Source organism: Streptomyces sp. NPDC111507, assembly GCF_055638955.1.
In genome coordinates, this window is sequence record NZ_JBVKBU010000022.1 from 132,176 (window position 1) to 158,608 (window position 26,433).

22 protein-coding genes are annotated in these 26,433 nt (G+C 67.1%); 12 read left to right on the forward strand and 10 right to left on the reverse strand.

The features are described 5' to 3' along the window. Window positions 1–93: 93 nt before the first annotated feature. The 3 genes from ACZ7M2_RS47005 (at window position 94) to ACZ7M2_RS47015 (ending at window position 2,086) form a co-directional block, all read left to right on the forward strand. Complete coding sequence (locus tag ACZ7M2_RS47005; RefSeq protein WP_471600499.1) at window positions 94–1,266, forward strand: S8 family serine peptidase; 1,173 nt, start codon at window positions 94–96, stop codon at window positions 1,264–1,266. 109 nt (window positions 1,267–1,375) lie between these two features. Further along, window positions 1,376–1,717 carry a WXG100 family type VII secretion target gene (locus ACZ7M2_RS47010; RefSeq protein ID WP_075031308.1) on the forward strand — a complete coding sequence of 114 codons (342 nt, stop codon included), beginning with the start codon at window positions 1,376–1,378 and terminating at the stop codon, window positions 1,715–1,717. 66 nt (window positions 1,718–1,783) lie between these two features. Beyond that, entirely contained in the window at window positions 1,784–2,086 is a 303-nt protein-coding gene (locus ACZ7M2_RS47015) for a WXG100 family type VII secretion target (RefSeq protein WP_075031309.1), read from the forward strand. A gap of 84 nt (window positions 2,087–2,170) precedes the next feature. Here the strand turns inward: ACZ7M2_RS47015 and ACZ7M2_RS47020 are convergent, their stop codons facing one another. The 7 genes from ACZ7M2_RS47020 to eccCa all read right to left on the reverse strand — a co-directional run bounded on the left by ACZ7M2_RS47020 (window position 2,171) and on the right by eccCa (window position 13,095). After that, the gene (locus tag ACZ7M2_RS47020) at window positions 2,171–2,650 is read right to left on the reverse strand and encodes a hypothetical protein (protein ID WP_471600500.1); all 480 of its coding nucleotides are present in this window, start codon (window positions 2,648–2,650) and stop codon (window positions 2,171–2,173) included. Between the two features lie 145 nt (window positions 2,651–2,795). Further along, window positions 2,796–5,048, reverse strand: a complete 2,253-nt coding sequence (locus ACZ7M2_RS47025) for a hypothetical protein (RefSeq protein ID WP_471600501.1) — start codon at window positions 5,046–5,048, stop codon at window positions 2,796–2,798. Beyond that, a complete protein-coding gene (locus ACZ7M2_RS47030; protein WP_075031312.1) occupies window positions 5,048–5,566 on the reverse strand; it encodes a hypothetical protein in 519 nt (172 codons plus the stop codon). Before ACZ7M2_RS47030 ends, ACZ7M2_RS47025 begins: the two co-directional genes overlap by 1 nt. A gap of 314 nt (window positions 5,567–5,880) precedes the next feature. Then, on the reverse strand, window positions 5,881–6,375 hold the full coding sequence (locus ACZ7M2_RS47035) for a hypothetical protein (protein ID WP_471600502.1): 495 nt from the start codon (window positions 6,373–6,375) through the stop codon (window positions 5,881–5,883). A 110-nt stretch (window positions 6,376–6,485) separates the two neighbouring features. Then, entirely contained in the window at window positions 6,486–8,555 is a 2,070-nt protein-coding gene (locus tag ACZ7M2_RS47040; RefSeq protein ID WP_471600503.1) for a hypothetical protein, read from the reverse strand. Beyond that, the gene (locus tag ACZ7M2_RS47045) at window positions 8,555–9,004 is read right to left on the reverse strand and encodes a hypothetical protein (protein WP_471600504.1); all 450 of its coding nucleotides are present in this window, start codon (window positions 9,002–9,004) and stop codon (window positions 8,555–8,557) included. The genes ACZ7M2_RS47040 and ACZ7M2_RS47045 overlap by 1 nt, the downstream gene beginning before the upstream one ends. 131 nt (window positions 9,005–9,135) lie before the next feature. Next, window positions 9,136–13,095: a type VII secretion protein EccCa gene (eccCa, locus tag ACZ7M2_RS47050; protein ID WP_471600505.1), complete on the reverse strand. Its 3,960-nt coding sequence runs from the start codon at window positions 13,093–13,095 to the stop codon at window positions 9,136–9,138. 410 nt (window positions 13,096–13,505) lie between these two features. On the opposite strand from eccCa, the gene eccD reads away from it, so the two are divergent. Continuing rightward, window positions 13,506–15,014, forward strand: coding sequence for a type VII secretion integral membrane protein EccD (gene eccD / locus ACZ7M2_RS47055; RefSeq protein WP_471600512.1), 1,509 nt, complete (start codon window positions 13,506–13,508; stop codon window positions 15,012–15,014). Window positions 15,015–15,091: 77 nt separating this feature from the next. Here eccD and ACZ7M2_RS47060 read toward each other — a convergent pair whose 3' ends face one another. Then, the gene (locus ACZ7M2_RS47060) at window positions 15,092–15,430 is read right to left on the reverse strand and encodes a DUF397 domain-containing protein (RefSeq protein ID WP_471600506.1); all 339 of its coding nucleotides are present in this window, start codon (window positions 15,428–15,430) and stop codon (window positions 15,092–15,094) included. Window positions 15,431–15,695: 265 nt separating this feature from the next. On the opposite strand from ACZ7M2_RS47060, the gene rpsO reads away from it, so the two are divergent. From rpsO to ACZ7M2_RS47085, 5 genes are all read left to right on the forward strand, one after another. Beyond that, window positions 15,696–15,983, forward strand: coding sequence for a 30S ribosomal protein S15 (gene rpsO / locus ACZ7M2_RS47065; RefSeq protein ID WP_037741887.1), 288 nt, complete (start codon window positions 15,696–15,698; stop codon window positions 15,981–15,983). Between the two features lie 388 nt (window positions 15,984–16,371). After that, window positions 16,372–18,588: a polyribonucleotide nucleotidyltransferase gene (locus tag ACZ7M2_RS47070; RefSeq protein ID WP_067371302.1), complete on the forward strand. Its 2,217-nt coding sequence runs from the start codon at window positions 16,372–16,374 to the stop codon at window positions 18,586–18,588. Beyond that, window positions 18,585–19,964, forward strand: a complete 1,380-nt coding sequence (locus ACZ7M2_RS47075) for a M16 family metallopeptidase (RefSeq protein ID WP_471600507.1) — start codon at window positions 18,585–18,587, stop codon at window positions 19,962–19,964. Before ACZ7M2_RS47070 ends, ACZ7M2_RS47075 begins: the two co-directional genes overlap by 4 nt. A 26-nt stretch (window positions 19,965–19,990) precedes the next feature. Continuing rightward, a complete protein-coding gene (gene dapB, locus ACZ7M2_RS47080) occupies window positions 19,991–20,743 on the forward strand; it encodes a 4-hydroxy-tetrahydrodipicolinate reductase (RefSeq protein WP_352052491.1) in 753 nt (250 codons plus the stop codon). Between the two features lie 32 nt (window positions 20,744–20,775). Further along, window positions 20,776–21,231 carry a tetratricopeptide repeat protein gene (locus ACZ7M2_RS47085; RefSeq protein ID WP_471600508.1) on the forward strand — a complete coding sequence of 152 codons (456 nt, stop codon included), beginning with the start codon at window positions 20,776–20,778 and terminating at the stop codon, window positions 21,229–21,231. Window positions 21,232–21,382: 151 nt separating this feature from the next. Here the strand turns inward: ACZ7M2_RS47085 and ACZ7M2_RS47090 are convergent, their stop codons facing one another. Both ACZ7M2_RS47090 and ACZ7M2_RS47095 read right to left on the reverse strand, forming a co-directional pair. Then, entirely contained in the window at window positions 21,383–21,940 is a 558-nt protein-coding gene (locus ACZ7M2_RS47090) for a hypothetical protein (protein WP_471600509.1), read from the reverse strand. A gap of 122 nt (window positions 21,941–22,062) precedes the next feature. Further along, entirely contained in the window at window positions 22,063–22,302 is a 240-nt protein-coding gene (locus ACZ7M2_RS47095; protein ID WP_352052494.1) for a hypothetical protein, read from the reverse strand. 203 nt (window positions 22,303–22,505) lie between these two features. Between ACZ7M2_RS47095 and thyX the strand changes: the two genes are divergently transcribed. From thyX to ACZ7M2_RS47110, 3 genes are all read left to right on the forward strand, one after another. Next, window positions 22,506–23,246 carry an FAD-dependent thymidylate synthase gene (gene thyX, locus ACZ7M2_RS47100; protein ID WP_067371413.1) on the forward strand — a complete coding sequence of 247 codons (741 nt, stop codon included), beginning with the start codon at window positions 22,506–22,508 and terminating at the stop codon, window positions 23,244–23,246. Window positions 23,247–23,456: 210 nt separating this feature from the next. Next, the gene (gene dapA / locus ACZ7M2_RS47105) at window positions 23,457–24,356 is read left to right on the forward strand and encodes a 4-hydroxy-tetrahydrodipicolinate synthase (protein WP_067371314.1); all 900 of its coding nucleotides are present in this window, start codon (window positions 23,457–23,459) and stop codon (window positions 24,354–24,356) included. A 137-nt stretch (window positions 24,357–24,493) separates the two neighbouring features. Further along, on the forward strand, window positions 24,494–26,179 hold the full coding sequence (locus ACZ7M2_RS47110) for a ribonuclease J (RefSeq protein ID WP_075031322.1): 1,686 nt from the start codon (window positions 24,494–24,496) through the stop codon (window positions 26,177–26,179). The last annotated feature ends 254 nt before the right edge of the window (window positions 26,180–26,433 follow it).

Sequence of the window (26,433 nt, forward strand, 5' to 3'; positions counted from 1 at the left end):
ACTGGCGTACGCCGTTCGCGCCCCGCGTTGTGGGCGTGGCGTGCCCGGAGACATGTGACCACCGTGGGCGCGACGCTGGGTACTTTGGCCGTCATGTCTGTTGGGCTGGCCCCGGCCTCGTCTGCCGACGACATCCAGTCACAGCAGTGGTACTTGGACGCGATGAACGCCCAGGGGCTGTGGAAAGTCAGCACGGGCAAGGGTATTTCGGTCGCGGTGGTCGACACGGGCGTGAACCCGGACACGAATTCCTTGAAGGGCCAGGTGCTACCTGGAGTCGACGCCACGGGAACCACAGGTGACGAAACGGACGACTACGCCGGCCATGGCACGTCGATGGCCGAGCTGATCGCGGGGACCGGCCGTGGTGGCGGGCTCAAGGGAGTGGCACCCGGAGCCAAGATCATCCCCATCCGCACGGTGCTCCTCGGAATCGGCAAGAAGGGTGAGGAGCAGGGCGATACCTCAGCGAAGGCCATCCGAGCCGCTGCCGACTCCGACGCAAAGATCATCAATATGTCGTTCGGTACGTATTCCGAGGACGAGGGTGAACTTGAAGCCGTGCAGTACGCGCAGGGCAAGGGGAAGCTGCTCATTGCCGCTGTGGGTAACGCTGCCGATATCGCCAAGAACTACATCGGCTATCCCGCCAAATACCCCGGCGTGGTCGGAGTCTCGGCGATCAACGAAAACGGCGAGGTAGCCAAGTTCTCGCAGGATGGCGCGTATGTGGATCTGGCCTCGCCTGGCGTCGATGTACCGACCTGGTGTGACAAGGCCTTGAAGTCCTACTGCGCGCAGAGGAATGGCACCAGTCAAGCAGCCGCCATCACCTCCGGCGCCGCCGCTCTCATCTGGGCCGCCCACCCCAAGTGGACTGCCAACCAGGTCCTCCGCGTGATGATCGACACCGCCGGCCGGGACTGGCCGAAGAGCACCCCGAGCCGGTACCTCGGCTACGGAACGATCCGGCCGGCGCAGGTTCTCCTGAAGGGCAAGGGAGATCCCGGACCCGCCGACGTCGATCCCGTCAGCAACAAGAAGACACCCGGCGTCTCCGCAGGCACCGGTACCTCGGCCTCCGCATCCGCATCAACCTCGTCACAGCCCCCGAAATCCAGTTCAGGTGGCCTGACTTCAGCGGCAGGATCAAGCTCGTCGTCGTCCGGCGACAACACGCTGTGGGTGGTTCTCGGAGCAGCGGCGGCGGTGGTGGTGATCGGAGGCGGCGGCTTCGCCGTGTTCCGTGCCCGCCGCGGCAATTGAGGGCTCCCTGCACGGTTCGACCTATTTTCAGGCCAGGTTCCGCTTCCCACCTTGTGGCGATGCGTAACTCGGTAAGTTGCAACGACAGTCCAGGAAGGGAATCTCAGTCATGGCAGACGGTCAGCGGCTATCAGACGCCCAAGTAGTCAAGCTCGAAAAGGACATCCTTATCAAGTTCGAGTCGATCAAGGGGCAGGTTCACCGCCTTCAGGGCACCATCGACAGCCTTGAGTCCGGGCAGTGGAAGGGCATCGGTGCCGGTGCCTTCAACACCAAGCAGTACGAGATCAACACGTCCCTGGTGCGGATCGGCAACGTCCTCACCAAGTTCCTGGAGGCGATGACCGCCACCCGGAAGATCAAGGACGGTACGGAGGACGAAGTCCGTTCGGCCGTGCAGAGCATCAACGTGTTTGACGGTGCCCCGAAGTCGAGCCTCAGCGGGTTCTGAGTCCGACTTGTCCGAGCTCGCAGGTCGGGCTCGGTGAGACGACATCACGAATGAAATGGAGTAGGCATGGCCGGCAACAGCCACGATGAACTCGTAGTCAAATACGGGGCCCTTGACGCCGCGGCCACCGAAATCGGTAACCAGGCCAAGCAGCTTGAGCAGGACCTGGAAGAGATCAAGAAGATGGTCGCCAGCGTGGCTTCGGGCTGGGAAGGCGAAGCCCACAACATGTACAAGCAGCAGCAGGCCGTGTGGGACAAGGAAGCGCGCGACATCCACCAGGCTCTGGTGGCCATCGCGCAGGTGGTCGGCCGCGCCGGCGGCGACTACCACGGCGGCGACAAGAAGGCCGCCAGCTACTACCTGTAGGACAGGTCGATACGGGTCGACAGGGTGGGCACGCACGGGAGGTGCCCACCCTGTTCTGCGTCCTCACCCCTATCGGAGCTCATATCAGACGCACTTGTTCTTCTCCTGGATCTGCTTGGTGTAGTCGACGATCAGACGCTTCATCGTGGCCGCGTCATCGAGATCGGGCGCAAACACCTGCATGACGGTGAACAAATACTGGTCCGGATGGGTCGAATCACTGCAGCCTTCGGCCTTACCGACTGCACCGGTTCCTGAGTAAAGATACCTTTTGTCGTCCGTCACGGTCCCGGGGGCGACCTGTGCATGCACGGCAGCAACGTCCATGACGGTGCCCTCTTTCTCCCACCACAACTGACCCGCGATCATGGCGACTTTGCCATCGACGCTGACCTTGCACCGCTCGGTTCCACCGTTGGGCGACTCTTGGTGTGTGGAAATTTTCTTTCCAGGTGGCAAGAAGGGCGATACCAGGTCGGATTTCACGGAGACGCCGCACAGGGTTTTTGGCAGCGCGTACTCCCGTACCTCTTCTGTCGAGCAGCCGGACAGCGCGATTCCCATGGCGACGGCCGTCGCCAGGAAAGCGGCTCTCCTGGGTGTCGGTGAGGATCGGAGACGAGAGTACTTCAAGGTCGCATGCCTCTCTGGTCAGTGTGAATGTTGTTCGAGGTCCGAGACGGATGTCTGACGGCTCGACGGCTCGACGTCAGACATCCGTCTTGAGGTCCGGTGCCATGGCGATGACATTCGTCCCGGACGCGTTGAATCCGCGTTGCGCGCCATCGCGCGCCCATTCCCCGACGTCCGGGAGATCGGACCGGTTGTTGTTCTTCGCCGCGGCCTCGGCGGCCTTCTCGGTGTACTTGCTGTTGCTGTCCAGGCCGGACTCCCAGTGCTCGCCCATCACAGGGCCGGCATCGTCCTTGGCCTTCCCCTCGGCGTCCTTGAAGAGTTCCTCCAGGACCATGCTCGTCGCGGTGCCCGCGATTCCGCCGGCCGCCGCCCCTCCGGCAGGGCTGGTGATGAAGGTCGTACCGACGCCGGTGATGGTGCCGACGGTTCCGGAGATCGCGTTCTTCCACTGAGCCACCGAGTGCTCGTAGGCCTTGTCCTTCTCGTCGGCCTCACCCGCGACGACTTCCGCGCGGCCCTGTGCAAGGGTTCCCGAGACTTCACCGGACCCCTTCGCGATCTGCTCGACCACGAATTGCGGGTCTTTGGCGTAGCGCTGATCCTCGGGGAGATCGGGATTCAAGTGATATTCCATCAGGTTGGCCATGTAGGCCTTCTGGCCCACTTCGACCGCTGCGTATCCTTCGGGATTCTGTCCGACGGTGAACAGGAACCGTGTCACGTCCCGGTGATTGAACTCGGCCTCGGATCCTGCGATCGGGAAGAGCCGATCGGTGTCGTCGTCTCCGTCATCGGTCATGGCTCGGTTGAGGTCCGGAAGGTACTCCGACGCGATCTGCCCGATGCTGTCGCCCATGAACCCATGCTTGGTGACGCGCTCGTTGTCGTCCGAAATGGAGGCGACGAGGCTCTCCATCAGCTTTGTCTGCTCCGGGTTGTGGGAAGGGGTGTCGAGCGTCGGCAGCTCACCCGCCGGATGCCCCGTGGTCGCGGCTTCCAGAGCCAGCGCCAGGTTGTTCCGGCCCGTGTTGCTGGCATCGCCCTTGTCGTCCTGGTCCTGCGGCCAGTCACGCTCCTCGAAGAGGTAGTCGAAGTTGGACAGGGCCTTCTTGTGGTCCTCGTCCTTGCCGATGAACTGGTCGTTGAAGAACTCGGTGGCCGCGTCGGGGCTGTTCGACAGTGCTTTCAGATAGCCGGTCATCGGGTCGTAGCCGCCGTCGGTCCCCGTACGGTTGAGGTCCGGGTCGAAGCCCATCTGCTGCCAGGCGACGTGCTGACCGTTGTGCGTCAGCTTCCGTTCCGTGTCCATCAGCTTCTTGCCGTAGTCGCCAAGAAACTGGTCGTCGTAGTCGCCCCAGCGCATGAAATTGCTCATGACCTGGACGCCGAACGGGAACCCACCACCCCTGCCGACGGGCTTGTCGCCGAGGTCCACCATCTGGCGCTTCCACTCCGTCATGGCCGCGGTGTCGCTCTGGGTGGCGGTGGCGAGGGTGAGGCCGATGTGCTGCTGCAGGTCGTCGAGTTGCTCGCGCCTCGCGCGGTACAACTCAGGGTTCGTGGTCGGCTCGGTGAGCTTCGTCCAGAACTCGAGCGTCCCCTTGGCGCCGAGCCTGGTGGCGAAGCGCTCCGCGAACAGGTCGTCGTTCGCGTACTTCTTCAGGCCGGCATCGAGCCTGTCGAACTCCTCGACGGTGAGGTCCTTCGGATCCTTCTGTGCCAGCTTGGCGAGTTCATCGGCTTCCTTGACGGCGTCAGCCGCCGAGTCCCGGTCCGCATAGCTGGAGTCGGCGAAGCCGAGCCGGCTCTGGTCGACGAGGGCCTGCAGCACCGTATTGGCGGAGTTGTCGCTCTCCGTCGCGGCATTGAGGATCTTCTGGACCTCGTCCCGCAGGGCGGTGACATCACTCGCGTCGTGTTCGGGAACGGTCGTCCCCTTCGCGGCCCGGTCCGGGTGGATGTTCATCGTGACCGTGAACGAGCCACCCGTGGTGGACACCACCGTCAAGTTCTTCTTCAGGCCTCGTTCCATGACCGCGTTGAGCTTCTTCTGGTAGTCCTTCAGCTCGCCGAGCGTGTCCCTCAGGATGTTGCGGATGGATGTCGCCTGGGTGTGGGCATCCGCGAACTCGCCGGAGGTCTTGCCGATGAACTCCTTGGAGACGGTGGCGTTGACGCCCGCCCAGTTGGCCTTGTTGGCCGCGCCCCTGAGGCCCTTGTCGGCGGACTCCTTCAGGTCGTCGAGGTCACGGATCATCGTCGTCCAGTCCTCCACGGCGTCGTCGAGGAGTGTGAAGTCGGCGAATCGAAGGGCTTCGAGGTCCATCAGTTCTTGTCCTTCTTCTCACCCGAGTCGCCGTACACCGGGTTCTTCTTGCCGGGGTCACCCACACGCTCGTCGAAGCCTGCGTCCAGCACGTCGATGCTGCTCATCTGCCGCCGGATGTAGTGGTCGTCGCCCGCGTGCAGCTTCTTGGTGACCTGCATGTGGTTCGAGATGTGCGCGCACGCGTCCCTGAGGGACGACAGCTGTTCGTCCCAGCGGGTCGACACGTGCTGGAGTCCGCCACCGAGCGCGAAGCCTTGTGTGGAGAGGTTCCCGGCGGCCTTGTCGCTGCTGGGGACCGCCCTGCGTCCCTTGCTCCACAGGTCGTTGTACAGCGTGAACGCGTGGTCGCCGATCTTCGCCAGATCACCCTCGCGCACGGTGAGATCGCCGTACTGACTGGGATCCGCGGTGTTGCCCCCGCCGCCCGCGCCGGGCTCCACCTGGTTCAGCTGCATCTGTGCCGACTGGCGCTCCGCCGCCTGTGACTTCAGCTGTTCCCACTCGTCCCACGCCATGCCTTTGGATCACTTCCCCGCGTCCCCGTGAAGCCCGTCCTCCGGACGGGACCGCTACCTCGAATCCGTCGAACTACAAACTGGCCGGATCCGTGAGCTTGAGTCAAGGAAGTCTAAATAGCTCACCATGATCTCCACAACATGGCGCATGTCTCTGGAGGGTGGCGGTGACCGGGCTCATGCCCTTCGCTTGCGCGTTGCGGGCCTCTGCCGGGTCGGCCGGGATGAAGTCGACGCGGGCCGGTCGAGGGCGTCGCTCGACCCCGCTCCGGACTGGTTGACGGCGTCCGGAGGCCAAGGCGTACCGCGTGGTGTTACTGGCAGCCCTGCTTCTCCATGGCCTTGGGGAAATAAGAACGGAGGAAGGAGCGGAGGGCATCGCGCCGTTCCGAAACCTTCTCAGGAACGTTCTTCTGCAGCTGGACCAGCACGGCGAACTTTTGCTGCTTTCCCTTGTAGGTGCAGCCGGCAACCGCCATCGCTCCACGGTCGGCGATCACGGCGTCGTCACCGATGTCGGCAGCGGCGGGACTCCCCAGGCGTACGAGTGCCCGATCCTGGACCTTGATGGGATCGGTGTCGCCGGCAACGACATCTCCCGAAAGATAGACGACCAGCTTCTGGTCCACCAGCAGACGGCAACGTGGACTCTCCGGGCCGGCGTCGTACGACTTCTCGGTGAGTTTCTTGCCGTTCGGAAGGAGGGGAGACAGCGAGTCGGAGTCGACGGCCACACCGCATGCCTTGTCCGGGACCGCGTAGTCGCGAGATCCCGAACAAGCTGTCGCCGTCAGCAGGATCACGGTCACAGCAGCAGCAGCGACACTTCGCGTACAGCGCTGAGACCCTCCCGTACCCACCGCGGTACGTACCGCCGTACGCACCGCGGGCCGACCCGGAAGCAGAGAAGTACCGTTGTTCACTGATCACCTGCCAGTCCCTGAGCACGGCCATTGCCGTCGAAGGCGGCGCCGTTGATCTCGGATGTAATCGTGTACCTGTTGTTGCCGTGGTTCGGGTTGGCGTCCATCCACAGGTCGGCCAGCTTCTGCAGTTGGTTCTCCCGCGCGGTGAAGACTTCGCCGTTCTGCCGGGCGGTCTCCTCGTTGATGCGTGCTTGCTCGTCCAATTGCCATTGGTAGGCGAGGGCGTCGACGCCTCGCTGCGCGGCATCACCGACAACCGGGATGAAGTTCACGGCACCACCGAAGCCGTGATACAGCCACTTGGCGTCCCATGAAGGGTCGTGCTTGTCCGTCTTCAGGGCCTGATAGCGGGCCTCTTCGAGGAAGCCGACGGTGTGGCCTGCCCGGAGCAGCGTTTCCTTCGGGTCGCTCGGATGGTCCGCGTAGATGTCGCGCACCATCTCCCGGTTCAGGCCGTCGTTGAGTATTCCGTAGGCGTTCTGATCACGTGACACCTGCTTCGTCACTTCCAACAGCTGATGGCGATCGAGCTGTCTCGGGTCGCCGTGATCGTCCGCGAGGGAACTTGCGGTGTGATTGACCTCGTCGCCATAGTTCACCAGCACTTTGGCCATGTCATCGCGCATCTCGGGAGCGAAGTCGTCGCCCACACCCGAGATGATCTGCAGAGAGCGATCGAGGACGTGCCGGTTCTCGGCCGTGTGCTCCACGGGAACGGCGTGGGGGTCGTTGGGATTGACGCCCGTGGCTGCGGCGACGAGAGCATTCCCGGTCGCGTCACGCGACTGGTTTGCGTCGTCGCTGTTCAGGGGGGTGTCGTCGAAGGTGGGGCGATCCTTGAGGACCCACTCGGCGTTGTCCTGGGGATCAGTGCTGTTGAAGAAGTCGGTGGCAGCGTCAGGGCTGTTCGAGAGAGCTGTCATGAATCCGGTCATCGGATCCCGGCCGAACTCGTCGCCCATGAAGTTCATCTTGGGCATGGCAGGTCCGCCCACGCCACCGTTCCAGTAGTGGTCCGGCAGCTTCATCTTCTTCTCGGTCGACACCAGGGCGTCACCGTACTTGTTCAAGAACGCGTCGTTGTAATCCCCGACTCGCATGAGGTTGCTCATCAGCTGGAAACCGTAGACCCGTGTTCCACGGGTCTGGACGGGATCGTTACCCAGCTGGACCATGTCGTTCTCCCAGTTCCGCATCGCGGGGGAATCCGACTGTGTCGCTCCTGCGAGAGTGAGGCTGAGATTCTTTTGGAAGTCGCCGAGTTGATCGAGGCGTGCCCGCTGCAGATCGCCGCCGTCCGAGGGATCGGAGAGGTCGGCCCAGAAATCCAACGTCCCCTTCGGGCCGAGGGTGGTGGCGAACTTCTCCTGAAAGAGCGGGTCGTTCTTGTAGCCGGCGAGATTCCGGTTGAGTTCATCAAACTCCTGGGGAGACATCGAATCTCCCTTGTTCTTGATGAGATTCGCGTACTTCTCGGCGTCCTCCAGGGCCTTGGTCGCCGAATCCCGGTCACCGTACGAGGCGCCGGAGAACCCGTACTCGGCTTGCTCGACGATTGCGCGAAGCGCCTCGGACGCGGTCTCGTCGCTGTGCGTGGCTCTGCCGAGAATGCGCTGGACGTCATCGCGCAGCTCGGTCACGTCCTGTTCGCTGTGATCAGGGACCGTGGTTCCCTTGGCCGCACGATCGGGATGGATGTTCATCGTGACGGTGAAGGAGCCGTTGCCGGTGTCCATCACCGTGAGGTTCTTCTTGAGCCCGCGCGATATCGCCTCGTTGAGCTGCTCGTGGTAGCTGACGAGCTCCTCGTGAGTGTCCTTGAGGATATTACGGATGGTGCTGGCCTCGGTGTGGGCGTCGGTGAACTCGCCCGCCGTCTTGGTGATGAACTCGCGCGAGACAGTGGCGTTCACCCCGGCCCAATTGGCCTTGTCCGCCAGGCCTTTGAGTCCTTCACGGGCGTTCTTCTCAAGGGTCTCCAGGTTCCCCACAACCCGAGTCCAGTCATCTATGGCAGTACCGAGCGACGCGAAGTTCCCAAAACGGAGCGTGTCCAGATCCATCAGTGCCCCTTCCCACCGTCGAAGCCCTTGTCGAGAGTGGAGATGCTGCTGACCTGGCCGCCGATGTAGTACTCGTCGCCCTGATGGGCCTTCTTCGTGAAGTCCATATGGTTGGAGATATGGGCACACGCGTCGAGGAGCGACGTCAGTTGTTCTTCCCAGCGGCTCTGCACGCGGTCGACTGCCCCGCCCAGTGTGAAGCCCTGGGTCTTGAGATCCGACGCCGCTGTCTGGCTGCTGGACCAGGCGTCACGCCCATACCGGCCCAAGTCTTCCCACAGCTTGAATGCCCGGTCGCCGATCGCGGCGAGATCCTGTTGGTCAACGGTCAGATCACCCTGCGGGGTGCTGCCACCGCCACCGTCGGCCGGCAACTGATTGAGTTGCATGCGCGCGGATTGCTTGTGCGCTGCCTGGTTCTTCAGCTGCTCCCATTCGTCCCAAGCCACGTCTGAATCCTCCCCGTTGTTCCCGTGAGCGCGGCCGTCGGACCGACGGCCGCCGGGCTACTTCAACGTACCAATGGAGCAGATCTGTCGCGTCAGAGCTGTCGAGTGCGAAGACTTTCGCGTGTGCTTCATCAGTACTCCACACTCATCAACCCGGTCTGAACCAAGGGCTTTCCCCGCCTGCGCGAGACAAAGACGCCCCGCCCCGCAGGCATTGCCCGAGGGCGCACTCCGCCCAGGATGTCTCCCTCGCCCGGATCGCCGGCGAGCACCACACCCTGCGCACCCAGTTCCCTCATCCGCTGCATGAACGGCTCGTACGCGGCGCGCCCCGCACCGGCGGTCGACCGGGCGATGATGAACCGCACGCCCACATCCCGCGCGAACGGAAGCAGTTCCGTCAGACCGCCCAGCGGGTTCCCGCTCGACGTGGACACGAGGTCGTAGTCGTCGACCACGACGTACACCGTCGGGCCGCGCCACCAGCTCCGCTCCCGCAGCTGCTGTGCGGTCACGTCTGCCGTGGGTGTCCGGCGTTGCATCAGCTCCGCCAGCGCGCTCATGTGGTGGTCCATGGCATTGGACATGGGGATGTACTCGGCGAGGTGCGTGGACGGGGTGACGTCCAGCAGTGAGCGCCGGTTGTCGACCACGAACAGCTTGCAGTCGTCGCCCGAGTACCGCTCGGTCAGCTGCTTGATCAGCAGGCGCAGCAGGTTCGACTTGCCCGACTCGCTCTCTCCGAAAACGAGGAAGAACGGGTCCTGCTCGAAGTCGACGAAGACGGGTTCGAGGTTGTCCTCGTCGAGCGCGAAGGCCACGCCGCGCTGCGGGGAGTGGTCACCCGGAGGCAGCTGCTGCGCCGGGAACTCGCGGGGGAGCAGCCGGACTTCGGGGGCGCCGGGCGCCTGCCAGTGGCGGGACACCTCCGTCGCCAGCGCCGCTGTCGCGTCGGCGAGGTCCGTGTCCGACGTCAGACCGTCGATGCGCGGAACGGCACCCATGAAGTGCAGCTTCCCCGGCGCCTGGCCGCGGCCAGGCACGCCCGTGGGGACGTTCACGGCCACCTTGCGGTCCAGCTCCGAGTCCATCGTGTCGCCGAGGCGCAGCTCCAGGCGGTTCATCAGGTGGTCCTTGAGGTTCGCCCGGACCTCCATCGACCTGGACGCGGTCAGGACGAGGTGGATGCCGTAGCCGAGACCCCGTGCGGCGATGTCCAGGACGACGCCCTCCACGGCCTCGTAGTCCGCGCGGAAGTTGCCCCAGCCGTCGATGACCAGGAAGACATCACCCCACGGCTGGTCGGTCAGGGAGATCTGGCCGCGCGCCCGCTTCGTGCGGAACTCGGCGATCGACGAGATGCCGGAGGAGCGGAAGTACTCCTCGCGGCGCGTCATGACGCCGTACACCTCGGCGACCGTACGCCGCACCTTCTCCGGGTCGAGGCGCGAGGCCACCCCGCCGACGTGCGGCAGTCCGGCCACGGCCGACATGCCGCCACCGCCGAAGTCGAGGCCGTAGAGCTGCACCTCGTGCGGGGTGTGGGTGAGTGCGAACGAGGCGATCAGGCTGCGCAGCAGCGTCGACTTGCCGGACTGCGGACCGCCGACGATCTGCATATGGCCGGCCGCGCCCGAGAAGTCGACCCACAGCGGGTCGCGGCGCTGCTCGTACGGCTTGTCGACGAGACCGACGGGCACGACGAGCCGTCCCGCCCCCTCGTAGCCGGGCTGAGTGAGCCCGCGCCCCTGCACCGCGGCCAGTCCCGGGAGCAGTCCGTCCAGTGACGGCGGGCTGTCCAACGGCGGCAGCCACACCTGGTGGGCCGCCGGCCCCTGTGCCTCCAGACGGCGCACGATCACATCGAGCACCGTGTCGGCCAGGGCGTCGTCCGTCTCCGGCGTCTCCTCACGCTGCTGGGGCACGGCGGCGTACCGCACCGGCACCTCCGCCGCGGTGAAGAGCACCGGCCGCCGGTCCACCGGCAGCGCGCCACCGAGCGCGGACCGGGTCGGACCCGTGCGGTACACCCCGGAGACGTACGCCGCCTTGAAACGCACCATCTCGTCCGTGCCGAACTTCAGGAAGCCGGAACCGGGCACGTTCGGCAGTTCGTACGCGTCGGGGACGCCCAGCGCCGCACGCGACTCGGCCGCGGAGAACGTCCGCAGGCCGATCCGGTACGAGAGGTACGTCTCCAGACCGCGGAGGCGGCCCTCCTCCAAGCGCTGCGAGGCCAGCAGCAGATGCACGCCCAGCGAACGGCCGATGCGGCCGATCTGCACGAACATCTCGATGAAGTCCGGCTTGGCGGTCAGCAGCTCGCTGAACTCGTCGATCACCAGGACGAGGGACGGGATCGGCTGGAGCGGCGCCCCGGCCGCCCGCGCCTTCTCGTAGTCGTGGATGTTCGCGTAGTTGCCCGCGTCGCGCAGCATCTCCTGGCGGCGGTTGAGTTCACCGCGGATGGAGTCGCCCATGCGGTCGACCAGCGTCAGGTCGTCCGCCAGGTTGGTGATGACGGCTGCCACGTGCGGCATCTGCGCCATCCCGGCGAAGGTGGCACCACCCTTGAAGTCCGCGAGGACGAAGTTCAGCGTCTCCGACGAGTGCGTCACCGCCAGACCCAGCACCAGCGTGCGCAGCAGCTCCGACTTGCCCGAACCCGTCGCGCCCACGCACAGCCCGTGCGGGCCCATGCCCTCCTGCGCGGCCTCCTTGAGGTCGAGCATCACGGGTCGCCCGTCCTCGCCGACACCGATCGGCACGCGCAGCCGCTCGGCGAGCGAACGCGCCCGCCAGGTGCGCTTGGTGTCCACCGAGGCCGCGTCTCCGAGGTTCAGCAGATCCGTGAACTCCAGGTTCGCGAGCAGCGGTTCGTCGTCGTCGCCGCCCGAGGCCATGCGCAGTGGCGCCAGCTGCCGCGCCAGCGCCTCCGCGGACTCGTACGAGAGAGCGTCGGGTGTGCCCTCGTAGACGATGCCGTGCCCGGACTCCAGGTGCAGCGCGTGCGGTTGCACGACGATGGAGAGGTCACCGCGGGCTCCGGACAAGTCCTCGGGGACGACCTCGACGATCGTCACCCCCTGGAGTCCCTCGGGGGTGGCCAGGACGGAGTCCGGTGGCAGCGACAGGCCATCGAGTACGACGACGATGTGCGGTTCGTCCGGGAGCGGGGTGGAGTTCGGGTGGAAGCGTGGGCGCCCCGTCAGCCGGGTGGCCAGCAGTTGTTCCAGCTCGCGAGAGTCGCTGCCGATCAGCCGGCGGCTGCCCGCGCCGTCCACCGTGTCGGAGACCTGCACGTGCGGCAGCCACTTGGCCCACTCCCAGTGCGAGAGTTCCTCACGCCCGGCCGCGACCACGATCAGCAGGTCCTCGGGCGAGTGCAGCGAGGCCAGCGAACCGGCCAAAGCGCGCGCGGAGGCACGTACGGACTGAGGATCGCCGCTGACCGTGACGTGGTAGAAGGCGCGCAGCGAGACGGCCATCGGCAGCGCGTCCAGGACGCCGTGGGTGGCCACGAAACGCTGCATCGCGCCCGCGGTCAGCGGCTCCAGCTGGTCGACCGGACCTGTCTCGGGGGAGACCAACGGGGTGGCCAGCGACTGCGGACCGAGGCCGATGCGCACCTGGGCGAAGTCCTCGTCCCCAGGCCGCCGTTCCCACACCCGGCTGCCCTCGGCGACCAGCGCCCACAACTGCTCGGGAGAAGGGTGCAGGTAGTACTGGGCGTCGCGCTGCGCCTTCCCCGTGTCCAGGGCCGTGCGTCGGGTCTGCGACAGATAGCTCAGATAGTCGCGGCGCATGTCCGCGAGCTGGCCCTGGGAGCCGCGACGGAAGCGGACGATCATCGCGACGGACATGGCCACCGTCGACGCGATCATGACCATGCCCATGATCTTCATGAACGGTTGCCCGTTCGTGAAGAAGAAGACCACCGAGCCGCCCATGCCGAGCGTCGGCAGCAACTGCATGAGGACGCCCTCCTGGTGCCCGCGCGGAAGCTCCGGCGGCGGCTGCAGGACGACCTCTTCCGTGGGCACTTCGGACGGCAGCGCCCGAGGTGGGCGCTTGACGATGATTTGGCTCACTGCTCACCAATTCCCTTGCCGGCCCCAGGGTCTTCCGCCCGCCGCCCCGTGTCAGGCGGACGCAGGCCGCCGCGTGATCCTACTGACTTACTACTGACTTCATGGGGGACGGGTGGGCGGTAGGGTGCCGGATGTTCGCGTGAGCACACGCGAACGAGGCCGGAAAAACAGGGCATTCCGCGCGATGTGGTGGTGTGCGGAACCCAAGAACCGGCCGCACAGACCTCTTTCCGCCGCCTTGCCGCACCGTCGGCCGGGTGGTCCGGACAAAGAGACGCAGGACCTTCACATCGTGGCCGCAGAACCACCGCAGCCGCGGCGCCATCACGTCCGCGCAACCGACGCAGACACACGAGCATGACCGAGATCGCAGACGCAGGACCATCATTGAGGGGGAGCAGCAGGTGAGCATGACGGCCTCCGCGACAACCACCGGAGCCGGAGGGCCGGGACCCGGAGCCCCTCACGGGGCAGGCACGGGCCTCGGCTTCTGCCGGGTCACCATCGTCGCGCCCGACAGCCGGATCGACGTGGCGCTGCCCGACGACATCCCGGTCGCCGACATCTATCCGGAGATCCTCAGGCTCTCTCAGCAGAGTCCCGCCCAGGGCGCTCCGGTCGGTTACCACCTCGTACGCCGCGACGGCGCTGTCCTCGACAGCTCGCGCTCCTTCGCCGCGCAGCGGATTCTCGACGGCGAACTCCTCACCCTGCGCCCTTTCTCCGAGTCGCTGCCCCCCGCCGTCTTCGACGACGTGTCAGAGGCGGTCGCATCCGCGGTCACCCGTGAACGCACCCTGTGGAGTGGCGACCTGACGCGCGCCGCGGGGCTCGTCGGCGGCGGCGTCCTGCCGACGCTGCTCGCCTTCGTCGCCTGGACCGCCGATCCGCGCCACGACATGCACAGCCTTCCCGGCATCCTCGCGGGCGTCACCGGGGTACTTCTTGTCGTCCTCGCCGCGATCCGCGCACGGATCTACGACGACCGGGCCTCCGCCGTCGCGCTGGGACTCGGCGCGCTCCCGAACGTGGGCGTGGCGGGCTCCGGGCTGCTTTCACTGGCGAGCGGCGAGGGCATCGGCAAGCTGCAGTTCCTGCTCGCCTGCGCCGCGGTGCTGGTGGCCTCGGTGGTGCTCACCCTGTGCTCGCCGCGCGGCGACGGCCCGTTGGTCGCCTTCGTGTTCGCCTCTGCCGTCGCCCTGGTCGTGGTGTTCGTGGCACTGCTCGTGCACTGGACACCCACCGAGATCGCCGCGCTGTGCGCGCCCGTCGCCGTGGGGGCACTGGCGTTCCTGCCGGGCATGTCCATGCGCTTCGCCCGCCTGCCGATCGGCTTCGACCCGCCGAACGCCACTCCGCGCAGCGCGTACTCCGCCGATCCCGCCCCGCCGGAGCCGGTCGACGCCGAACGCATCGAGGCGCAGGCCCGCCGCGGCCACGAACTCCTCGTCGGGCTCGTGGGCGGCTGCGCGCTGCTCGCCGTCGGCGCCTCGGTGGTGCTCGGCTTCTCCGACAACGTCTGGGGACAGCTGCTCGCCTTCGCCACCGGCGTCGCCATGCTGATGCGCGCCCACCTCTTCCGCTACACCACGCAGGTCGCGCCCGTCCTGGCCGCGGGCCTCGGCGCTCTCGTCCTGCTCGGTCTCGGTCTGGCGCTCAACCCGCCGCACGCTCTGATGCGCGACGCCCTCACCGGCGACCGTGCGGACCTCGACATCCGCACGATCTGGCTCGTCGCGGCGATCGGGGCGGCGGCAGCGCTGGTCACCGCGCTCGGCCTGATCCTGCCGCGCGGCGGCCTCACCCCGTTCTGGGGCCGCTTCCTGGAAGTCGCCGAAGGCTTCGTACTGCTCACCCTGATTCCGCTGGCCCTCGCGGTCTTCGACGTGTACGGCGCGGCCCGGTCCATGACCAGCTGATCACCGAGCCGAGAACGGGGAGGGCGGTCGGCTCACCAGCCGACCGCCCTCCCCGTCTCTGTCCCTCAGCACGTCGCCTACCCTGCTGCCGGCCCCCCATGGTGCGGCGCCGGCTCCAGATCGAACTCCCCGTCCCGCGCCCCCAGCACAAAGGCCCGCCACTCCGCCTCCGTGTACCGCAGGACCGTGTCCGAGTCGAGGGAGGAACGCATGGCCACCGCGCCCTCGGGCAGGTACGCGATCTCGACCCGCTCCTCGTGCTCCTCCGTGCCCGGCGCGCTGTGCCATTCGACGTCGGAGATGTCCAGGGCGTAGAGCTCGTCCTTCTCCCGCTCCTTGCGCGCCTTGACGTCGGCGTCCGTCTCCGCCGCGATGTCCTCGTCCGCTACGCCCTCTGCGTCCGCTGCCTCGGCCATGTTCAAGCGGCCCCTTCCCCACGTACGAATGACCTGTGCGGTCACCCTAGTGGCCAGGCCCGCGTCACCAGGAAGGTTCGAAGACCCGGACAGACGCATCCGGCCAGGCTGGTACGCTGTGTGACGGCCGTTTGTGTACGCACCCCCGGAGCCCATCGCTCTGGAGGCCGCGCCCAGCGGATCCCCGCCTCCCGAGTAACGGAAGCTCCCCTGAGATGTGGACCAGGGGCACTCGGTGGCAACTCAGAGACTACGAGGAGTACGCGTGTCGCTCGACGCCGCTACGAAGAAGCAGATCATCAGCGAGTTCGGTCAGAAGGAGGGCGACACCGGCTCCCCCGAGGTCCAGGTCGCCATGCTCTCGCGCCGCATCTCGGACCTGACCGAGCACCTCAAGACCCACAAGCACGACCACCACTCCCGTCGTGGTCTGCTGATCCTGGTCGGTCAGCGCCGCCGGCTGCTGCAGTACCTGGCCAAGAAGGACATCCAGCGCTTCCGTGCGCTGGTCGACCGCCTGGGCATCCGCCGCGGTGCGGCGGGCGCCAAGTAAGACGCCGTGAAGGGAGCGGTTCCCACCTCTTGGGAGCCGCTCCTTTTGCTGTACGTGCCGCTGCCGTGAGCATTGCCGTACGCACTGCCGTACGTCTCTGTACGTGCGGAGTGTCACCGACGCTTTGTAGTGTGGTAGCACAACGCAATACGCAGGACACAGCACGTACGACACAGCGTGATGGCTCCGTACCCGCCGGGTAGGGACCGTCACGTCAACGAACGAGGAGACGCGCACCGCACCGCCGCCGGTCCTCGGTAGTGGCCCCCGGGGGAATGAGATCCCGGGTGCTTCGATCGAAGACCGGCCCGCACCAGACGGAGCGCCTCTCCGCCACCGTCCCCCTGCCACACGGGCAGGACGGGACGAAGACGAGGAGAAAACGCTAGTGGAGAACGAGACCCACTACGCCGAGGCCGTTATCGACAACGGTTCCTTCGGCACCCGCACCATCCGCTTCGAGACGGGCCGCCTGGCCAAGCAGGCCGCCGGCTCCGCCGTGGCGTACCTGGACGACGACACCATGGTGCTGTCGGCCACCAGTGCTTCCAAGAAGCCCAAGGACAACCTCGACTTCTTCCCCCTCACGGTGGACGTCGAGGAGCGGATGTACGCCGCAGGCAAGATCCCCGGCAGCTTCTTCCGCCGCGAGGGTCGTCCCTCCGAGGACGCCGTCCTCACCTGTCGTCTGATCGACCGCCCGCTGCGCCCGTCCTTCAAGAAGGGCCTGCGCAACGAGATCCAGGTCGTCGCCACGATCATGGCCCTCAACCCCGACCACCTGTACGACGTCGTGGCGATCAACGCCGCCTCCGCGTCCACGCAGCTGGCCGGTCTGCCCTTCTCCGGCCCGGTCGGCGGCGTCCGCGTCGCGCTGATCAACGGCCAGTGGGTCGCGTTCCCGACGCACACCGAGCTCGAGGACGCCGTCTTCGACATGGTCGTCGCCGGTCGCGTCCTGGAGGACGGCGACGTCGCGATCATGATGGTCGAGGCCGAGGCCACCGAGAAGACCATCCAGCTGGTCAAGGGCGGCGCCGAGGCGCCGACCGAGGAGGTCGTCGCTTCCGGCCTCGACGCCGCGAAGCCCTTCATCAAGGTCCTGTGCAAGGCGCAGTCGGACCTCGCCGCGAAGGCCGCCAAGCCGACCGCCGAGTTCCCGATCTTCCTCGACTACGAGGACGACGTCCTCGAGGCCCTGACCGCCGCGGTCAAGAGCGAGCTCGCCCAGGCGCTCACCATCGCCGGCAAGCAGGACCGCGAGGCCGAGCTGGACCGCGTCAAGGAGATCGCCGCCGAGAAGCTGCTCCCGCAGTTCGAGGGTCGCGAGAAGGAGATCTCGGCCGCGTACCGCGCGCTGACCAAGAAGCTGGTCCGCGAGCGTGTCATCAAGGACAAGGTCCGCATCGACGGCCGCGGCGTCACGGACATCCGTACGCTCGCCGCCGAGGTCGAGGCCATCCCGCGCGTGCACGGCTCGGCGCTGTTCGAGCGTGGCGAGACCCAGATCCTGGGCGTCACCACCCTCAACATGCTCCGCATGGAGCAGCAGCTGGACACCCTCTCCCCGGTGACCCGCAAGCGCTACATGCACAACTACAACTTCCCGCCGTACTCCGTCGGTGAGACGGGCCGTGTGGGCTCCCCGAAGCGCCGCGAGATCGGCCACGGCGCCCTCGCCGAGCGCGCGCTCGTGCCGGTCCTGCCGACCCGCGAGGAGTTCCCCTACGCGATCCGTCAGGTGTCCGAGGCCCTCGGCTCCAACGGCTCGACCTCCATGGGCTCGGTCTGCGCCTCCACCATGTCGCTGCTGAACGCCGGTGTGCCGCTGAAGGCCCCCGTCGCCGGCATCGCCATGGGTCTGATCTCCCAGGAGATCGACGGCCAGACGCACTACGTCGCCCTCACCGACATCCTCGGTGCGGAGGACGCCTTCGGCGACATGGACTTCAAGGTCGCCGGCACCAAGGAGTTCGTGACCGCCCTCCAGCTCGACACCAAGCTGGACGGCATCCCGGCCTCCGTCCTGGCCGCGGCCCTCAAGCAGGCTCGCGACGCCCGCCTCCACATCCTCGACGTGATGATGGAAGCGATCGACACGCCGGACGAGATGTCCCCGAACGCCCCGCGGATCATCACCGTCAAGATCCCCGTGGACAAGATCGGTGAGGTCATCGGCCCCAAGGGCAAGATGATCAACCAGATCCAGGAGGACACCGGCGCCGAGATCACGATCGAGGACGACGGCACCATCTACATCGGTGCCGCCGACGGCCCGGCCGCCGAGGCCGCCCGCGCCACGATCAACGGCATCGCCAACCCGACCATGCCGGAGGTCGGCGAGCGCTACCTGGGCACCGTCGTGAAGACGACGACCTTCGGCGCGTTCGTGTCGCTGCTCCCGGGCAAGGACGGTCTGCTGCACATCTCGCAGATCCGCAAGCTCGCCGGCGGCAAGCGCGTGGAGAACGTCGAGGACGTCCTCGGTGTGGGCCAGAAGGTCCAGGTCGAGATCGCCGAGATCGACTCCCGCGGCAAGCTCTCCCTGATCCCCGTGATCGAGGGCGAAGGCGACGACGACAAGAAGGACGACACCGACCAGTGACGTCTCGTAGCTCCACGGCGACGGCCCGCACCTCTTCGGAGGCGCGGGCCGTCGCCCGTACCCAAACCCTCATCAAGGGCGAGAACGGCATCGGTACGGTCCGTAAGACCACCCTCCCCGGCGGCCTGCGCATCGTCACCGAAACCCTCCCCTCCGTACGCTCGGCCACCTTCGGGATCTGGGCGCACGTCGGCTCCCGCGATGAGACGCCGACGCTGAACGGCGCCACGCACTACCTGGAGCACCTGCTCTTCAAGGGCACCTCCCGGCGCAGCGCCCTGGACATCTCCTCCGCCATCGACGCGGTCGGCGGCGAGATGAACGCGTTCACGGCCAAGGAGTACACGTGCTACTACGCGCGTGTGCTCGACACCGACCTCCCGCTCGCCATCGACGTCGTGTGCGACATGCTCACCGGCTCGCTGATCGAGCAGGGCGACGTGGACGCCGAGCGCGGCGTGATCCTCGAAGAGATCGCGATGACCGAGGACGACCCGGGCGACTGCGTGCACGACCTGTTCGCGCACACCATGCTCGGTGACACCCCCCTCGGCCGCCCGGTCCTCGGCACGGTCGACACGGTCAACGCCCTCAGCGCCGACCGCATCCGCCGCTTCTACAAGAAGCACTACGACCCGACGCACCTCGTGGTCGCCTGCGCGGGCAACGTCGACCACAACAAGGTCGTACGCCAGGTCCGCGCCGCCTTCGAGAAGGCCGGCGCCCTCAAGGAGAGCGCCGTCGAGCCGATCGCCCCGCGCGACGGCCGCCGCGCCATCCGCACCGCGGGCCGCGTCGAGCTCCTCGGACGCAAGACCGAGCAGGCCCATGTCGTCCTCGGCATGCCGGGCCTCGCCCGCACCGACGAGCGCCGCTGGGCCCTGGGCGTCCTGAACACCGCTCTGGGCGGTGGCATGTCCTCCCGCCTCTTCCAGGAGGTCCGCGAGAAGCGCGGCCTGGCGTACAGCGTGTACTCGTACACCTCGGGCTTCGCCGACTGCGGCCTCTTCGGCGTGTACGCGGGCTGCAGGCCGAGCCAGGTCCACGACGTGCTCAAGATCTGCCGCGACGAGCTCGACCACGTCGCCGAGCACGGCCTCTCGGACGACGAGATCGGCCGCGCCGTCGGTCAGCTCCAGGGCTCCACCGTCCTCGGCCTGGAGGACACCGGCGCGCTGATGAACCGTATCGGCAAGAGCGAGCTGTGCTGGGGCGAGCAGATGTCCGTCGACGACATGCTGGTCCGGATAGCGTCGGTCACCCCGGACGAGGTCCGTTCGGTCGCCCGCGACATCCTGGGACAGCGGCCCTCGCTGTCGGTCATCGGCCCGCTCAAGGACAAGCAGGCCTCCCGTCTGCACGACGCGGTCGCGTAATTCCCGTCTCGGTAAGGAACGAAGCAATGAGCAAGCTGCGCGTGGCGGTCCTCGGTGCCAAGGGCCGGATCGGGGCCGAGGCGGTACGAGCCGTCGAGGCCGCCGAGGACCTGGAGCTGGTGGCCGCGCTGAGCCGCGGCGACCAGCTGGAAGCGCTGGTCGCCACCGGCACCCAGGTCGTGGTCGAGCTGACGACCCCGGACTCGGTGATGAGCAACCTCGACTTCTGCGTCCGGCACGGCATCCACGCCGTGGTCGGCACGACCGGCTGGACCGACGAGCGCCTCGCGCAGCTCAACACCTCGCTGGCCGCGTCCCCGGAGACGGGTGTGCTCATCGCGCCCAACTTCTCCATCGGGGCCGTACTGACCATGAAGTTCGCCGAGGTCGCCGCGCCGTACTTCGAGTCCGTCGAGGTCGTCGAGCTGCACCACCCGAAGAAGGTGGACGCCCCCAGCGGCACCGCCACGCGCACCGCCCAGCTCATCGCCGCGGCCCGGGAGCGCGCGGGCAGCGCCCCGCAGCCCGACGCCACGGCGACCGCCCTGGACGGCGCCCGGGGCGCGAACGTCGACGGCGTCCCGGTGCACGCGGTCCGACTGCGCGGGCTCCTCGCCCACCAGGAGGTCCTGCTCGGCGGCGAGGGCGAGACCCTCACCATCCGCCACGACTCCCTCCACCACAGCAGCTTCATGCCGGGCATCCTGCTCGGCGTCCGCCGTGTGGTGAGCGCCCCCGGCCTCACCTTCGGCCTGGAACACTTCCTGGACCTCGGCTGAGCCGAGGGACGCACAACAGATAGCCGGCAGACATGCGTGCGAAGATCACCTACGCCGTCACGGCAGCCGTCCTGGTCGTCTATTTCGTCCTGGTCGGCAGCCGAGGCGTGCTGCTCATCGAGAACGGCACCCTGATCACCGTCACCTTCGGTGTGGCGGTGCTGATCCTGCCGGTCATCGGCATCTGGTTCCTGTGGAAGAACACCCAGTTCGTCCGCAAGGCCAACCGGCTCGCCGCCGAGCTCGACGCCGAGGGCGGCCTGCCCGTCGACGAGTTGAAGCGCACCCCGGGCGGCCGTATCGACCGTGACTCGGCCGACGAGGTCTTCACCAGGCGCAAGGCCGAGACCGAGGACGCCCCGGACGACTGGCGCAGCTGGTTCCGCCTCGCGGTCGCCTACCACGACGCCCGCGACACGCCGCGCGCCCGCAAGGCGATGCAGCGGGCGATCGCCCTGCGCGAGGGCAGGCCCCCCGCCGAGGTCTGAGAGCCACGGCGCACACGAGAAGTGCGACGACGGCACGGCGACAAGGACGTCGAAGGGGCCGGCCCGCGGAGTGCGGACCGGCCCCTTCGCCCTGCTACGAGATGCCCGGCTGCGACGCCATACTACGTAGCCTCGCCACGACCGGTGGGGCTCAATCCCGCCGGTACTCGTCGGCCCACACCTCGACGGCGTCCGCCGCACGGTCGAAGGCCTCCGCGCGCGCCAGGAAGTCGGAGTTGTGCGAGGTGAGCAGCGGCGGCAGGGTGTCCGACGCGCGGCCCTTGCGTACGAGGATCAGCGCCTGTCCCTGCACGGTGCGCGGCAGCCCGAGCCAGCGCACCGGCTGCTGGACGGTGCGTACGGCGACGACCTGCTCCCAGGACGCCGTACTCGTGTTCAGGAAGCCCACGCGGCGCAGCCCCCGCGCACTCACCCAGACGCCCATCCGCAGCAGCCGCAACGCGCACAGGATGACGAGCACGGACCCACCGAAGCAGAGCAGGGCGGCGGAGCGGCTCCCCGTGAGCGCGACGAGCACGGCCGCGACGAGCACGTAGGAGGCGAGCAGCAGCACGAGCGCGGCGAGGGCCACCCGCCACGGCCCGGGCCGGTAGGGGCGCCGCCAGCGGCCGCGGTCGTCGAAGGGCAGGGCGAGCTCGTCCGCCACCTCGTCAAAGTCACGGTCCGCCGTCAGGAAGGGCAGGGGCACGACTGATCCTCACTCAATCCACGCATGGGCTGTGCCCGGTGAGGCTATCGAGCGGGGTCCCGGCTCACCACCCTTGGGGGGCCATGGGGGTGCCCTCACGCCCTTTGGGCAGCGGGGGAGGGTCAGCGGCCGTCGGAGGCTTCGGAATGCTGGGTCGTCGCGGACGACTGGTCGAGCGACAGGGCCGGCATCCCGACGATCAGCGCGCCCACCAGCCCGGCGACCACGGTGAGGCCCAGGAGCCAGCGGCCGAATATCTCGCCGGCCGACGAGCGTCGGCGGGGTGGGGGAGCGACATTGCTGCGGAACTGGTCGGCTTCTGCGATGAAGGCGAACGGTACGGGCTCGCGCCGACGGAACATGGGGGTTGCTTCTCCTCTGGAGGCTCGAACGGATCACTGTCACCAATACAGACGAGCGAATGCCCCAAGAGGTGCCCGGAATCACCGAATTCGCTGAAGTTCGCCGACGAATGTCTCGGCACGGCACCGAACGCCCCGTTGTCAGTGGCGGGCCGTAGAGTGGGCGCCGCCCGAGAGATGTGATGGGAAGGACCCTGCGCACCGTGACCGACACCCCCGCCGACGACCTCAAGCCCAGTTTCCGCAGCGATGTCACCGTCGAGCTGGTCAAGCACACCGCGTCCGACTCGGACGTGCTGTTCGCCGCCCGCGTCTCGACCCTCGGTGAGCAGTCCCTCGACGAGCTCCAGAAGGACCCGGAGCGCTCCAAGGGCCTGTTGAACTACCTGATGCGGGACCGGCACGGCAGCCCCTTCGAGCACAACTCGATGACCTTCTTCATCAGCGCCCCGATCTTCGTCTTCCGCGAGTTCATGCGGCACCGTGTGGGCTGGTCGTACAACGAGGAGTCGGGCAGATACAGGGAGCTCGAGCCGGTCTTCTACGTCCCGGACGAGTCCCGCAAGCTGGTCCAGGAGGGCCGCCCCGGCAAGTACGTCTTCGTCGAGGGCACCCAGGCGCAGCAGGAGCTCACAGGCCGTGTGATGGAGGATTCCTACCGACAGGCGTACGAGGCGTACCAGGAGATGCTGGCCGCCGGTGTGGCCCGCGAGGTGGCCCGCGCCGTCCTCCCCGTCGGCCTCTTCTCCTCGATGTACGCCACCTGCAACGCACGCTCCCTGATGCACTTCCTCGGTCTGCGCACCCAGCACGAGCTCGCCAAGGTCCCGTCCTTCCCGCAGCGGGAGATCGAGATGGTCGGCGAGAAGATGGAGGCGGAGTGGGCCAAGCTCATGCCGCTCACCTACGCGGCCTTCAATGCCAACGGGCGCGTGGCGCCGTAACGCGCTCCCGCGCGCCGCTCGGCACAGATGTGCGGATCAACCGAGCGAGGTGTCCGTATTGCGGCATTTCGAGAAGTTCATCTAGCCTGATCAAACGGACCCGGCACTGCTTGAACCCCCGAGCAGGCAGTGCCGGGCTCCGCATTTGTCACGCTTTGTCGTGTCTCCCGAGGGCAGACCACGCCTTGAGCAGCGAGTAGCGTGTTACCCATGGCTCCGACCTCCACTCCGCAGACCCCCTTCGGGCGGGTCCTCACCGCCATGGTCACGCCCTTCACGGCGGACGGCGCACTCGACCTCGACGGCGCACAGCGGCTCGCCACCCACCTGGTGGACGCAGGCAACGACGGCCTGATCATCAACGGCACCACCGGTGAGTCACCGACCACCAGTGACGTGGAGAAATCGGATCTCGTACGAGCCGTACTCGAGGCGGTCGGCGACCGCGCCCACATCGTCGCGGGCGTCGGCACGAACGACACCCACCACAGCATCGAGCTCGCCCGCGCCGCCGAGAAGGCCGGCGCGCACGGTCTGCTGACCGTGACGCCGTACTACAACAAGCCCCCGCAGGAGGGCCTGTACCGTCACTTCTCGGCCATCGCCGACGCGACCGAGCTGCCGGTGATGCTGTACGACATCCCGGGCCGCAGCGGCGTACCGATCAGCACCGAAACCCTCGTGCGGCTGGCCGAGCACCCGCGTATCGTCGCGAACAAGGACGCCAAGGGAGACCTCGGCCGAGCCAGCTGGGCCATCGCCCGCTCCGGACTCGCCTGGTACTCCGGCGACGACATGCTGAACCTGCCGCTGCTCTCCGTGGGCGCGGTCGGCTTCGTCTCCGTCGTCGGCCACGTCGTCACCCCGGAGCTGCGCGCCATGCTGGACGCGTACGTCTCGGGCGACGTACAGAAGGCCACCGAGATCCACCAGAAGCTGCTCCCCGTCTTCACCGGCATGTTCCGCACCCAGGGCGTCATGACGACCAAGGCCGCGCTCGCCCTCCAGGGCCTGCCCGCCGGGCCGCTGCGCGCCCCGATGGTCGAGCTGTCGCCCGAGGAGACCGCCCAGCTCAAGATCGATCTTGCTGCCGGCGGGGTAGAACTCTAAATACAGACTTCACAACTGAATATGCACGACAACGCAGGCCAGGGGCCTGCACCCCACACAGACAACTGCTACTGCACGAACGTCATGCGCGCCACGTGCCTTGCCAGGTACGTGGCGCGTGTGGTGAGGAGAGTCTTTTGAGTCATCCGCATCCTGAACTTGGCCCGCCGCCGAAGCTCCCCAAGGGAGGCCTGCGGGTCACCCCGCTCGGTGGCCTTGGCGAAATCGGCCGGAACATGACGGTCTTCGAGTACGACGGCCGACTGCTGATCGTCGACTGCGGAGTGCTCTTCCCCGAGGAGGAGCAGCCCGGAATCGACCTGATCCTGCCGGACTTCACGTCCATCAGGGACCGCCTCGACGACATCGAGGGCATCGTCCTCACCCATGGCCACGAGGACCACATCGGCGCTGTCCCGTTCCTCCTGCGCGAGAAGCCGGACATCCCGCTGATCGGCTCCAAGCTGACCCTCGCTCTCATCGAGGCGAAGCTCCAGGAGCACCGCATCCGCCCGTACACCCTCGAAGTCGCGGAGGGCCACCGCGAGCGCATCGGCCCCTTCGACTGCGAGTTCGTGGCGGTCAACCACTCCATCCCGGACGCCCTCGCGGTCGCCATCCGCACCCCCGCGGGCATGGTCGTCCACACCGGCGACTTCAAGATGGACCAGCTCCCGCTGGACAATCGCCTCACCGACCTGCACGCGTTCGCACGTCTGAGCGAAGAAGGTATCGACCTTCTCCTCTCCGACTCCACGAACGCCGAGGTCCCGGGCTTCGTCCCGCCCGAGCGCGACATCTCGAACGCACTGCGCACGGTCTTCGCGAGCGCCCGCAAGCGGATCATCGTGGCGAGCTTCGCCAGTCACGTCCACCGCATCCAGCAGATCCTGGACGCGGCCCACGAGTACGGCCGCCGGGTCGCCTTCGTCGGCCGCTCGATGGTCCGCAACATGGGCATCGCACGCGACCTGGGCTATCTGAAGGTCCCGCCGGGCCTCGTGGTGGACGTCAAGACGCTCGACGACCTCCCGGACCACGAGATCGTTCTCGTCTGCACGGGCTCGCAGGGCGAGCCGATGGCGGCCCTGTCGAGGATGGCCAACCGGGACCACCAGATCCGGATCGTCCAGGGCGACACGGTGATTCTGGCCTCGTCGCTCATCCCGGGCAACGAGAACGCGGTCTACCGCGTCATCAACGGCCTCACCCGCTGGGGCGCCAACGTCGTCCACAAGGGCAACGCCAAGGTGCACGTCTCCGGCCACGCCTCCGCGGGCGAGCTGCTGTACTTCTACAACATCTGCAAGCCGCGGAACCTGATGCCGGTCCACGGCGAATGGCGCCATCTGCGCGCCAACGCCGAGCTCGGCGCCCTCACCGGCGTCCCGCACGACCGCATCGTGATCGCCGAGGACGGAATCGTCGTCGACCTCATCGAGGGCAAGGCGAAGATCTCCGGCAAGGTCCAGGCGGGTTACGTGTACGTCGACGGCCTCTCGGTCGGTGATGTGGGCGAGCCGGCGCTCAAGGACCGCAAGATCCTCGGGGACGAGGGCATCATCTCGGTCTTCGTGGTGATCGACTCGAGTACGGGCAAGATCACCGCCGGCCCGCACGTCCACGCGCGTGGTTCGGGTATCGACGACTCCGCCTTCGCGGACGTCATCCCGAAGGTCACGGAGGTCCTGGAGCGTTCGGCCCAGGACGGCGTGGTCGAGCCCCACCAGATGCAGCAACTCATCCGCCGCACGCTGGGCAAGTGGGTCTCGGACAACTACCGCCGCCGCCCGATGATCCTGCCGGTCGTCGTCGAGGTCTGACCCCTCGCACGCGCCAACTCCGGAGCGGGGCCCCTCGATTTGCATCGGGGCGCCCCGCTCCAGTACGTTTACGGCTCCGCCTGAACGGGAACCCGGTACGACCGTGTGCCAGGGACCACCCCGAGCGGGGCGGAAATTCCGACTCAGAATCTCTGATAAAGTCGGAGTCGCCGGAAAGGGAAACGCGAAAGCGGAAACCTGGAAAGCACCGAGGAAATCGGATCGGGAAACGGTCTGATAGAGTCGGAAACGCA